Annotated in this window: 11 protein-coding genes and 1 riboswitch; all 11 genes read left to right on the top strand. The window is 71.4% G+C overall.

What is annotated here, in order from left to right:
• Window positions 1-119: 119 nt before the first annotated feature.
• On the top strand, window positions 120-1004 hold the full coding sequence (pyrF, locus tag B2284_RS05095; protein ID WP_006943788.1) for an orotidine-5'-phosphate decarboxylase: 885 nt from the start codon (window positions 120-122) through the stop codon (window positions 1002-1004).
• A 182-nt stretch (window positions 1005-1186) separates the two neighbouring features.
• Entirely contained in the window at window positions 1187-1753 is a 567-nt protein-coding gene (gene gmk, locus B2284_RS05100; protein WP_006943738.1) for a guanylate kinase, read from the top strand.
• Window positions 1754-1829: 76 nt separating this feature from the next.
• Entirely contained in the window at window positions 1830-2093 is a 264-nt protein-coding gene (rpoZ, locus tag B2284_RS05105) for a DNA-directed RNA polymerase subunit omega (RefSeq protein ID WP_006943764.1), read from the top strand.
• 13 nt (window positions 2094-2106) lie between these two features.
• Complete coding sequence (locus tag B2284_RS05110; protein WP_006943768.1) at window positions 2107-3420, top strand: bifunctional phosphopantothenoylcysteine decarboxylase/phosphopantothenate synthase; 1314 nt, start codon at window positions 2107-2109, stop codon at window positions 3418-3420.
• A gap of 58 nt (window positions 3421-3478) precedes the next feature.
• Window positions 3479-4696 (top strand): methionine adenosyltransferase, encoded by a 1218-nt coding sequence (gene metK, locus B2284_RS05115; RefSeq protein WP_006943816.1) that lies wholly within the window; start codon window positions 3479-3481, stop codon window positions 4694-4696.
• Window positions 4697-4808: 112 nt separating this feature from the next.
• A complete protein-coding gene (locus tag B2284_RS05120) occupies window positions 4809-7241 on the top strand; it encodes a primosomal protein N' family DNA-binding protein (RefSeq protein WP_040014292.1) in 2433 nt (810 codons plus the stop codon).
• 35 nt (window positions 7242-7276) lie between these two features.
• On the top strand, window positions 7277-8122 hold the full coding sequence (locus B2284_RS05125; protein WP_235006162.1) for an HAD family hydrolase: 846 nt from the start codon (window positions 7277-7279) through the stop codon (window positions 8120-8122).
• Window positions 8123-8197: 75 nt separating this feature from the next.
• Window positions 8198-9133, top strand: a complete 936-nt coding sequence (fmt, locus tag B2284_RS05130; protein ID WP_074039446.1) for a methionyl-tRNA formyltransferase — start codon at window positions 8198-8200, stop codon at window positions 9131-9133.
• Between the two features lie 181 nt (window positions 9134-9314).
• A complete protein-coding gene (locus B2284_RS05135; RefSeq protein ID WP_006943819.1) occupies window positions 9315-10784 on the top strand; it encodes an RsmB/NOP family class I SAM-dependent RNA methyltransferase in 1470 nt (489 codons plus the stop codon).
• A 5-nt stretch (window positions 10785-10789) separates the two neighbouring features.
• On the top strand, window positions 10790-11464 hold the full coding sequence (rpe, locus tag B2284_RS05140) for a ribulose-phosphate 3-epimerase (RefSeq protein ID WP_074039444.1): 675 nt from the start codon (window positions 10790-10792) through the stop codon (window positions 11462-11464).
• Window positions 11465-11556: 92 nt separating this feature from the next.
• Window positions 11557-11687, top strand: a riboswitch (FMN riboswitch).
• A 189-nt stretch (window positions 11688-11876) separates the two neighbouring features.
• Window positions 11877-12196: deaminase (locus B2284_RS05145; protein WP_286697265.1), on the top strand; the 320-nt coding region annotated here is incomplete at its 3' end.

The raw sequence follows: 12196 nt of genomic DNA on the forward strand, positions 1-12196 counted from the left end.
CATGTCATCCAGGCGCGCTGGGCCTCATCCTCGAACGGCCCACGGCGGCCGGGCTCGTGCGCGAGGCAGCCAGGGCCGAAGTCCTTTCCTGTTCATGTTTCATCTTCACGGAGGTTCCCATGACCACATCTGCTGAACCCGCTGCACTTGACGGTGCTGGTTTCGGCGCTCGGCTCGCGGCGACGCAGGCGCGCTTCGGGCCGGCGTGCGTCGGCATCGACCCGCACCGCTCGCTCGTCGAGTCGTGGGGGCTCGACTACTCCTACTCCGGTGTCGAGCGGTTCGCGCTGACGTGCGTCGAGGCGTTCGGTGGGCGGGTCGCATCGGTGAAACCGCAGTCCGCCTTCTTCGAGGTGTTCGGCGCGCGGGGGGTGGCGCTGCTGGAGCGTGTGACCGCTGAGCTGCGCGCGGCGGGAACGCTCGTCATCCTCGACGTGAAGCGCGGCGACATCGGCACGACGATGACGGCGTACGGCGAGGCGTTCCTCGGCAAGGATGCGCCGGAACCCGCGGATGCCATCACCGTGAGCCCGTACCTCGGATACGAGTCGCTGCGGCCGGCGCTCGATCTCGCGCGTGACACCGGGCGCGGCGTGTTCGTGCTCGCGCTGACGTCGAACCCGGAGGGTGCGGGCGTGCAGCACGCCGTCACGCCGGGCGGCACCGTGGCGGGCGACATCGTCGCCGCCGCGACGCGCGACAACGCCGACGCGGCAGCGCGAGGGGAGTGGGGCCACATCGGGTTCGTCATGGGCGCAACGATCGGTTCGGCCCTCGACGACCTCGGTCTGGGTGGCGCTCTCGCTGCCTCGAACGCGCCGATCCTCGCGCCCGGTTTCGGCGCACAGGGCGGCACCGTCGAGTCGATGCGATCGGTGTTCGGCGAGTCCATCTCACGCGTCATCCCGACGACGTCACGCGACGTCCTCAAGGCTGGCCCCTCCGTCGACGGGCTCGTCGCCGCCGTCGAGCGCACGCGTGAGTCGGTGGCCGGCCTCCGCTGAGCGGAGACAGGCATCGCGAGGCGCCCGGGCCGACTTGTGCCGGCGCTCCCCAGACGGTGCAGAACCGCACCGATCGGCAGATCGGCGGCGTCGGTGCGACCTGAGATGACGCTCGTGTGGTGCGCGCACCCATGTGAAAGGATGAGCGAACCGCTGATCGGGGCGGGCGTTGACGAAAGGGCATGGCGGTGAGTGCACGACTGGTCGTTCTGGCCGGGCCGACGGCTGTCGGCAAGGGGACGGTGGCCGCGTACATCCGCGAGCACTATCCCGAGGTGTGGCTGTCGGTGTCAGCGACGACGCGCCCGCCACGTCCGGGTGAGGTGGACGGTGTCCACTACTACTTCATGACGGACGACGAGTTCGCCGAGATGGCCGCGAACGGTGGTTTCCTCGAGCACGCCATCGTCCACGGTCGGGCGTCGTACGGCACGCCGAAGGCGCCCGTGGAGCAGGCCATCGCCGACGGCCGCCTCCCGCTGCTCGAGATCGACCTGCAGGGCGCGCGTCAGGTCAAGCAGAACGCCCCCGATGCGTTCTTCGTCTTCCTCGCGCCGCCGAGCTGGGACGAACTCGTTCGCCGACTCGTCGGCCGCGCCACCGAAACCCCCGAAGAGCGTGAGCGCCGCCTCGAGACCGCGAAGGTCGAACTCGCGGCGCAGAGCGAGTTCGACCACGTCATCGTCAACGACGATGTTCGGCGTGCCTCCGAAGAACTCGTATCATTGATGAGAACACCTGAACACTGAGGCACGTTCGCCTGCCCGCGCGCCGCGCATCACGCGCAGCGACGGCGGCCACGCGCCCCGAGGAGAAGAGGGACACATGTCCGGAACGAAGGCCGAGCCCATCGGCATCACCAACCCGCCCATCGACGACCTGCTCGAGATCGCGGACAGCAAGTACGCCCTCGTCACGTACGCGAGCAAGCGCGCCCGTCAGATCAACGGCTACTACAGCCAGCTCGCCGACGGCCTGCTCGACAACGTCGGCCCGCTCGTCGACGCCCAGCCGCAGGACAAGCCGCTCTCCATCGCGCTGCGCGAGATGAACGAGGGCCTGCTCTCCATCGAGAAGCTCGAAGCCTGAGTCGATCTCGCACATGCGCATCGTTCTCGGTGTGACAGGGGGCATCGCTGCCTACAAGGCGGCGTTGCTCCTTCGTCTTTTCACAGAAGCCGGCCACGACGTGACGGTCGTGCCCACCGCGTCAGCGCTCGAGTTCGTCGGCGCCCCGACGTGGGAGGCACTCTCCGGCAAGCCCGTGCAGACAGGCGTGTTCGAGAACGTCGCGCAGGTTCCGCACGTCCGGCTCGGGCAGAACGCCGACCTCGTCGTCGTCGCCCCCGCGACGGCCGACGTCCTCGCCAAGGCCGCGGCCGGCATGGCGAACGACCTGCTCACCAACACCCTGCTGACGGCGCGCTGCCCCGTCGTCATGGCGCCGGCGATGCACACCGAGATGTGGCTGCACCCCGCGACGCAGGCGAACGTCGCGACGCTGCGCTCGCGTGGCGCGACGATCGTCGAGCCCGCGTCCGGGCGGCTGACGGGCGCCGACACCGGCGCCGGGCGCCTGCCCGACCCCGACGTCATCCGTGACGCGGCCCTCGCGGCTGCGGCGAGCGGAGAGCGACGTGGCGGCGCCACCGCGGGTGGCTTGGCCGAGACCACCGGGCGCGAGGAGGACGCCGTCACCCCGTCAGGCGCTCTGGCCGGCCGGACCGTGCTCGTCACCGCCGGCGGCACGCGCGAGGCCATCGACCCGGTGCGTTACCTCGGCAACCGCAGCAGCGGCAAGATGGGTTTCGCCATTGCGGCGGCGGCCGCCGATCGCGGCGCCGACGTCACGTTCGTCACGACGATGCAGCCCCCGGCCGACCTCGCGCAGCGCGTCCGCGTCGTCAGCGTCGAGAGCGCCCTTCAGATGCGTGACGCGGTGCTCGCCGCGACGCCCGACGTCCTCGTCATGGCGGCCGCGGTCGCCGACTTCCGTCCCGACCACGTCGCGGACGCCAAGATCAAGAAGACCCACGGCGACGACTCGGCGCCCGTCATCACCCTCGTACGCAACCCGGACATCCTCGCCGAGGCGGTGCGTCAGCGTGATGCAGAGCTCCAGCCGACAGCCGCGTCGACGAACGTGTCGAGCCGTGTCATCGTCGGCTTCGCGGCCGAGACGGGTGACGCTGACGGCGATGTTCTCCACCACGCCCGCGCGAAACTGGCCCGCAAGGGCTGCGACGTCCTCGTCGCCAACGAGGTGGGCGACGGCGTGACGTTCGCTCAGGATTCGTCGACGGCTCACCTGCTGCGCCGCGGCAGTGATGACGTCGTCACGGTCGGCCCGGCGCCCAAGTCTCACATCGCGGCGGCGCTGCTCGATCTCGTCGCCGACCTCGTCCCCTCTCAGTAACATCAACGATGGGTGCGTCGCACCCAGCCAGCAGCCGCTGCCCTAAGGAGTCATTCCGTTGTCTCGTCTCTTCACGTCCGAATCCGTCACCGAGGGCCACCCCGACAAGATCTGCGACCAGATCAGTGACGCGATTCTCGACGACATGCTGCGTCAGGACCCGCAGGCCCGCGTGGCCGTCGAGACGATGGTGACGACGGGTCTCGTCCACGTCGCCGGCGAGGTGCGCACCGAGGGGTACACGGACGTCGCGAAGCTCGTGCGCAAGGTGATCACGAACGTCGGCTACGACTCGTCCGAAAAGGGTTTCGACGGCCACAGCTGCGGCATCTCCGTCTCGATCGGCGCTCAGTCCGAGGACATCGCGCAGGGCGTGGACAGCGCTCACGAGCACCGCGTCGGCGGCGGCGAGGACCCCCTCGACAGCCAGGGCGCGGGCGACCAGGGCCTCATGTTCGGCTACGCGTGCGACGACACGCCCGAGTTCATGCCGCTGCCGATCCACCTCGCGCACCGCCTCTCCGAGCGCCTGACGAGCGTCCGCAAGAACGGCGACCTCGACTACCTGCGCCCCGACGGCAAGACGCAGGTGACGATCTCCTACGACGGTGACAAGGCCGTCGCGCTCGACACGCTCGTGCTGTCGACGCAGCACGACGCCGGCATCGACCTGGACGGCCAGCTCACGCCCGACATCACGCGTCACGTCATCGAGCCCATCATCGCGGAGCTCGCGGCGAGCGGCGTCACACTCGACACGAACGAGATGCGTCAGCTCATCAACCCGACCGGCAAGTTCGTCATCGGTGGCCCGATGGGCGACGCGGGCCTCACCGGCCGCAAGATCATCGTCGACACCTACGGCGGCATGGCCCGCCATGGCGGCGGCGCCTTCTCCGGGAAGGACCCGTCGAAGGTCGACCGTTCGGCTGCGTACGCGATGCGCTGGGTGGCGAAGAACGTCGTCGCTGCGGGCCTCGCGAAGCGCTGCGAGGTGCAGGTCGCGTACGCCATCGGCAAGGCGCAGCCCGTCGGCCTCTACGTCGAGTGCTTCGGCACGGAGACGAAGCCGCTCGACGTCATCCAGAAGGCCATCGCGGACACGTTCGACCTGCGTCCGGCCGCTATCGTCGACGCGCTCGACCTGCTGCGCCCCATCTACCAGCCGACGGCCGCGTACGGCCACTTCGGTCGCACGAGCGCCGACGGCGTCGAGAACCCCTTCACGTGGGAGCAGACGAACCGCATCGAAGAGCTGCAGCGCGCGGCCGGCTGAGAGGCGTGATCCGTGCCGTGACCCGCTCGATCGGGCCGCGGCACGGTTGCGTTCAGGCCCCGAAACTCCCGGGATGCCGGGGTTGTCGGAGCACTCGTGTAGAGATGAGGTCATGACGAGCGACGACGTGCACGCCGCGAGCAGCGAACAACTCGCGCTGCTGCGCGACGCCGTGCGCGCCAAGGCACGCGGGGACGATGCGGGCAGCGCGAAGGCTGCTACGCGCGACGGTGGGAGCGAACGGGTCGCCGTCGTCTGGCCGATGCTCGAGGTGCCTCACCTCGACCGCGAGTTCGAGTACCGCATCCCCGCCGAACTGGCCGATGACGTGCGCTTCGGCGTCGCCGTCAAGGTGCGTTTCCACGGCAAGCGCATCACCGGGTACGTCGTCGGCGTGCGCGAGACCCCCGAGTTCACCGGCACGCTGAGCCCGCTGCTCGCCGTCGTGTCGCCCGAGGCCGTGCTCACCGAGCACATCTGGCAGGTGGCGCAAGCCGTCGCCGCTCGCATGGGCGGCACCGTCTCCGATGTCCTGCGCCTCGCGATCCCACCGCGGCACGCACGCGCCGAGAAGGCCCTCGACGAGCGGATGGCGAAGGCGTCGGCGGCGGATCGATCGATGCCCGAGGTGGCTGAGGCCGGGAACGCTGGTCCTGACGCCGCTTCGGCTGTGCCGGCTGAGCCTGACGACGAGGCTTCGGCTGTCACGGGCGGCGCTGCTGCCCATGATGGTGCGGCTGTCGCTGATAACGAGGCTGCTCCTGGCGAGGCGCTCGCGTCGTGCGGCGGGCATGCCTCGACGAGCGCGACGTCCAGCGGCGCGGTTGCGGCCGACGGGCCTACACCGGGCGATGATATGGCCTCGACGAGTCATGCGACGAGCGGCGCGGTGGCGGCCAGTGCGCCGGCGCCGCTCAGCGCGTGGCGTCACTACGCCGGGGGATTGAGCCTGCTCACGCATCTTGCCGCGGGGGAGAACCCGCGTGGTTCCTGGGATGTCGCGCCCGGGCTGTTCGGCCCGGATGCCTGGCCTGCCGCCGTCGCGGACGCCGCGGCAGCGGTGCGCGATTCTGGGCGTTGCACCGTCGTCGTCGTGCCCGACGGGCGGGATGTCGATCGCGTCGCCGCGGCGTGTTCGGCCCGGTTGAGCGACGATCAGGTCGTCACCCTCACGGCGGACATGGGTCCGCAGGCCCGCTACACCGCGTTTCTCAAGGCGCTGCGCGGCCTCGCCGATGTCGTCGTCGGAACGCGCGCGGCGATGTTCGCTCCGGTGCCCGACCTCGGCCTCGTCGTGTGGTGGGACGACGCCGACACCCTTCACGTCGACCCGCACGCGCCGTATCCGCACGTCGGAGCCGTGCTCGAGACTCGCGCCGACCTCGCCCCGGCCGCCCTGTTGAGCGCGGGCGCCGTGCCGTCGGTGCGGGTGCAGGCCCAGGTCGAGGCCGGCGTCAGTGTCCCCGTCGACCCGGTCGAACGCACGAGCGCGCGCGTCGTCGTCACGGGCGACGACCGCAGCGTCGAGCGTCACGGCGCCGCAGCCCGCGCGCGCATCCCCGCCGAGGCATGGCAGGGCGCGACCCGCGCGTTGCAGGACGGGCCGGTGCTCGTCCAGGTGCCGCGCCGCGGGTACATCCCGACGATCGCGTGCGCCCGGTGCCGCACGAAGTCGACCTGCGACGTGTGCCACGGGCCGCTCGGGCTCGACGGCGAGCACAGCGCCCCGACCTGCCGGTGGTGCGGCCACGTCGCGCACGTGCTGACCTGCCCCGAGTGCGGCAGCCACGAGATCCGGTCGCTGACGATCGGGGCCGGACGCACCGCCGAAGAACTGGGCCGTGCGTTTCCCGGGGTGCCGGTGCGGCGCTCCGGGGCGCCGGACGTGCTCGCGAGCGTGCCCGACGAGCCCGCGCTCGTCATCTGCACCCCCGGTGCTGAACCCGTCGCCGAGAACGGGTACAGCGCCGCGATCCTGCTCGACGCATGGGCCCTGCTCGACCGGGGCGGGCTCGACGCCGGTCAGCGTGCCCTCACGCATTGGTGCGCCGCGGCGGGCCTCGTGCGCCCGGCGTCGACGGGCGGCGTCGTCTACCTTGCGGGCGTGCCCCGGCACGTGCCGTTTCCCGCCGTCGAGGCGCTCGTGCGTTGGGCGCCGCGGTGGTTCGCGGCGCGTGAACTCGCCGAGCGCGCCGAGGTGATGCTGCCACCCGCCACGCGGATGGCAGCGCTCGAGGGCCCGCGACGCGCGGCCGCTCGGTACGCCGAAGCGCTCGAGAAGGCGGCGCGCGAGCACGACGTCAGCGTCGGCGTCCTCGGCCCGCTGCCGCTGCGGCGCCGGCACGTGTTCGACCGGGCGACGCCCCAGCGTCAGGCCACGTCGTCGGACGACGACGAGTCGCTCGTGCGCTTCCTCGCGCGGTGGAACGACCCGACCGATGCAGACGTCCCGGCGCTGCTGCGCGCCCTCACCGCGTCACGCTCAGCCGCGCGCGAACCCGTCGTCACGGTGCGCCTCGACCCACTCCTGGACGGCCTGGCATGACGAGCCCGAGCCGCTCCGCCCGCTACGGTGGCGCCATGATGTCTGGACCTAACCTCACGAGCGGCCTCACCTCGAGTGCCGGCCGCCGCGCCCGGGCGATCGACCTCGACGACCTCGACGGCCCCGACGCCGGCGACCTCGCGAGCCTCGCCGACCTGGGTGACGCGCCGCAGCCGAGCCCGGTCGACATGGTCGTGTTCGACATCGGCAACGTGCTCGTGCGCTGGGAGCCGCGCGCGGCACTGCTCGACGCCGTCGGCGAGGACGCGGCGACAGCGCTGCTCACCGACCCCGAACTCGACTTCTTCGCACACAACCTCGCCGCTGACGGCGGGCGCGCGTGGCGCGAGATCGTCGCCGAGATCGACGAGCGACACCCGCACCACACGGCCGCGGCGCAGGCCTACATCGACAACTTCCACCTCGCCATCGCCGAGCCGATCGCGGGCAGCGTCGCCATGGTGCGCGAACTCGCTGAGGCGGGTGTGCCACTGTTCGCGCTGACCAACTTCAGCGCCGAGCTGTTCGAGGTCGCCCGTTCGCTGCACGGCGACGTGCTCGACCTGTTCGAGGAGATCATCGTCTCCGGCGAGGAGGGCGTGACGAAGCCCGACCCGGAGATCTGGGAGATCCTCGAAGAGGTGACGCGCCACCGCGGCGGGTTGAGCGACGCCGTCTTCATCGACGACTCAGCCGCCAACGTCATGGGGGCCGAGCAAGCCGGCCTCGACGCGATCCTGTTCACCGACCCCGACACCCTGCGCGACGATCTGCGCCTGCGCGGGCTGCCGTTGGAGCCGTCAGCCGGCCCGCGCCAGACGAGTGCCGGCGTGTCCGAGACGCCCGACGGCACCGCCGGGGCCGGCGCGGCTCAGCACTAGACTGATTCCTCACGACTCACCCCCTGCGGAGCTGCGCGAGCCGCCCGCTCGAACCGACGAAGGGCCCACCAGCCGATGCGCGTAGTTTTCGCCGGAACCCCGGAGGCGGCTCTGCCGTCGTTGCGGGCCCTGCTCGATTCGGCCCACGAGGTCGTCGCCGTCGTGACGCGCCCCGAGGCGCGTCAGGGGCGCGGGCGCAAGACGTCGCCGTCGCCGGTGCACGAGCTCGCGCTCGAGGCAGGCCTCGAGGTGCTGACGCCGACGAAACCGTCCGACGACGACTTCGTCGCGCGGCTGCGCGAACTCGAGCCCGACGCCGCGCCGATCGTCGCGTACGGCGGGCTCATCCCGCCGTCGGTGCTCGCGATTCCGCGGCACGGCTGGATCAACCTGCACTTCTCGCTGCTGCCCGCCTGGCGTGGCGCCGCACCCGTGCAGCACGCCCTCATGGCCGGTGACGACGTGACGGGCGCCTCGACGTTCCTGCTCGAGGAGGGGCTTGACACCGGGCCCGTCTTCGGCACGATGACGGAGGCGATCGGCCCCACCGACACCTCCGGCGACCTGCTGACACGCCTCGCCGAAGGTGGTGCGTCCCTGCTCGTGTCGACGCTCGACGCCCTCGCGAACGGTGACGTGACGCCGATTCCGCAACCTCGCGACGGTGTCTCGCTCGCGCCCAAGATCCAGGTCGACGACGTGCGTCTCGACTTCTCGGTGCCCGCGTTCGCCGTCGACCGCCGTATCCGCGGCGCGTCTCCGGCGCCCGGGGGGTGGGCGATGCTGCGTGGTGAGCGCGTCAAGCTGCTGCGCAGCCGCCTCGCCGACGCCGACGGGTGCCCGCCGCTGACACCCGGCGAGCTGCACGCCACGAAGAAGCAGGTGTTCGCCGGCGCACTCGGCGGCGTCGTCGAACTGCTCGAGGTGCAGCCGCACGGCAAGAAGGTCATGCGTGCCGCCGACTGGGCCCGCGGGCTGCGTTTGAACGAAGGGGAGAGCTTCGGTGAGTGACGAACGACGCGGCGGCAGCGGCTCCAGCCGCCAGAGTGGCGGACAGGGCGGCCGTGACGAACGACGTACGGGCGGCCCCGGGCGCGACGGCCGAGGCGCGCAGCGGAGCGCCGGTCATGGAGAACAACCTCCACGCGACGATCGCCGTGACGCGCGGGGCCGTCAGCGTTCGGATGCGCGCTTGCGCGGCGCGGGCCACCGCAGTGAGCAGGCGCCGTCAGCGCGCCGGCGCACGGGTGATCCCGCCCGCAGTGCGGCGCTCGCCGTCCTGCGCGCCGTCGACGACGGTGCCTACGCCAACCTCGAGATGCCGAAGGTCCTCACGCGCCATGATCTGAGTGGCCGCGACGCGGCGTTCGCCACGGAGCTGGCCCTCGGCACCATCCGTCGACAAGGGTTCTACGACCGCGTCATCGAGACGGGTTCGGGCCGCGCGCCGTCGCAGATCGACCCGGTCGTGCTCGCCGTGCTGCGCCTCGGCGTCCACCAGATCCTGTCGATGCGCGTGCCCGTCCATGCCGCCACGTCGGAGACCGTCGCCCTCGCCCGCGAGCACGCCGGCTCGGGTGCGGCGGGTTTCGTCAACGCCGTCCTGCGACGCGCGGGGGAGCGCGACCATGAGACGTGGATCGCCGACCTCACGCGCGGTGTCGATGACGCCGACGAGGTGCGCGCCGTCGCGACTTCCCACCCGCGCTGGGTCGTCTCGGCGCTGCGCCAGTCGCTGCGCGGCCACAGAGCCGCGGGCGGGGACGGTCAAGCGAGCCTCGACGACGCACTCGACGCGCTGCTCGAGGCCGACAACACGCCTCCGCGCGTCAGCCTCGTCGCCCGCCCGGGCCTTGCCACCGTCGACGAGCTCGTCGCATCCGGAGCCGAGGCGAGCGACCTGTCGCCGGTCGGCGCGGTGCTGCCGTTCGGCGATCCCGCGAACATTCCCGCGATCCGGCAGACGAGGGCTGCGGTGCAGGACGAAGGTTCGCAGCTGCTCGCCCTCGCACTCGCCGACGCTGACGTGCCGCCGCGCACGGCATCGGGCGGTGACGCACGCGAGGATTGGCTCGACCTGTGCGCCGGCCCCGGCGGCAAGGCCGCGCTGCTCGGCGCGGTCGCGCACCTGCGCGGCGACGTCCTCTACTGCAACGAGGCGAGCGAGCACCGCACGGACCTCGTGCGGCGCACCCTGCGCGCGCTGCTCGACGACGGCGCGGAGATCTACATCGGCACCGGCGACGGGCGCGACCTCGGTCGTGAGGAGCCCGGCACCTACGACCGCGTGCTGCTCGACGCGCCCTGCACCGGCCTCGGCGCGCTGCGCCGTCGCCCCGAGTCGCGCTGGCGCCGTCAACCATCGGACGTCGCGCAGCTTTCCGCTCTGCAGGTCGAACTGCTCGACTCCGCGATCGACGCGACGCGTGCGGGCGGCGTCATCGGATACGCGACGTGCTCGCCGCACCCCGCAGAGACCCTCGCCGTCGTCGCGGAGGTGCTCGGACGGCGCGACGACGTCGTCCAGGAGGACGCCTGGCCGCTGTTCCGCGACGCGTTCGACGAGCCCATCGAGCGCGTCGGCGACCTGCCGTCCGTCCAGTTGTGGCCGCATCTGCACGGCACCGACGCCATGTTCTTCGCCCTCCTGAGAAAGAAGTGACCCGCATGACCGACGCCCGTGACGTCCGCATCTCGCCGAGCATCCTCTCCGCCGATTTCGCCAACCTCGAACGCGAGCTCGACGCCATCAACAACGCCGACTGGGCGCACGTGGACGTCATGGACAACCACTTCGTGCCCAACCTGACGCTCGGGCTGCCGGTCGTCGAGTCGCTGCTGAAGGTGAGCCCGATCCCGCTCGATGCGCACCTCATGATCGACGACCCCGACCGCTGGGCGCCCGCCTACGCCGAGGCCGGGTGCAAGAGCGTGACGTTCCACGTCGAGGCCGCGGCCGACCCGAAAAAGCTCGCACGCGACATCCGCGCGGCCGGAGCTCGCGCGTCGATGGCGATCAAGCCGAACACGCCGTGGGAGCCGTACGCGGATCTGCTGCCCGAGCTCGACATGGTGCTCGTCATGACGGTCGAGCCCGGCTTCGGTGGCCAGTCGTTCATGGCGGAGCAGATGCCGAAGGTGCGCGCGGTGCGCGAGAGCATCCGCACGCACGGCGGTGACGTGTGGGTGCAGGTCGACGGCGGCGTCTCGGCCAAGACGATCGAGCAGTGCGCCGAAGCCGGTGCCGACACCTTCGTCGCGGGATCGGCCGTCTACGGTGCCGAGTCCGCTGCCGCCGCGATCGATCAGCTGCGTGCCCTGGCTGCGGGGCACGCGCACTGAACTGACGTGTGTCGCACCGAGCGGGGTGGCTGAGCTTGCGGGGGAAGGGCGCCGGAAGACGCGCAGAAGAGCGCGAAGGAGTAACATGTCTGGCGTGTACCCGGGGTAGGTGAAATTCCTAGCCGGCGGTGAAAGTCCGCGACCCGGCCCGCTTCGACAGGGGTCGGTTGACTCGGTGAGATTCCGAGACCGACGGTTAAAGTCCGGATGGGAGGTTGCACGCGGTTGTTCGCGCTCTGCGCGGGCGGCCGACGAGCCGCTGCGGCGTGACTGAGGGCATCGCGCGTGGCGTCTCGGCCGATGTCGTCGGCGCCTTCGTGGCGTGCGGCGGGCGTCAGCTTTCTCGTGCCCCGGTGATCGGTTGTTCGATCGGACCGGAAGGCATCTCGTGAGACTCGAGCGTCATAGCGCCATGGAGCGCGCCGCGCAGCTGGCTGCGCTGTCGCCGCGTGTCGACCCCAATCCTCGTGTCGGGTGCGTCGTCGTCGACGCTGACGGCGTCATCCTCGCAGAGGGCTACCACCGCGGCGCGGGCACGTGGCACGCCGAGGCCGCGGCCATCAACGAAGCGATCGCGACGGGCGTCGACCTGCGTAGCGCGACGGCGTACGTCACCCTCGAACCCTGCGCGCACACCGGGCGCACCCCGTCGTGTGCGCGCGCTCTGATCCGCGCCGGCGTCGCCCGTGTTGTCTTCGGTCAACCCGACCCGAACGGCGCGGCCGCCGGGGG

Source organism: Dermacoccus sp. UBA1591 (assembly GCF_002322065.1).
GTDB classification, from domain to species: Bacteria; Actinomycetota; Actinomycetes; order Actinomycetales; family Dermatophilaceae; genus Dermacoccus; species Dermacoccus nishinomiyaensis.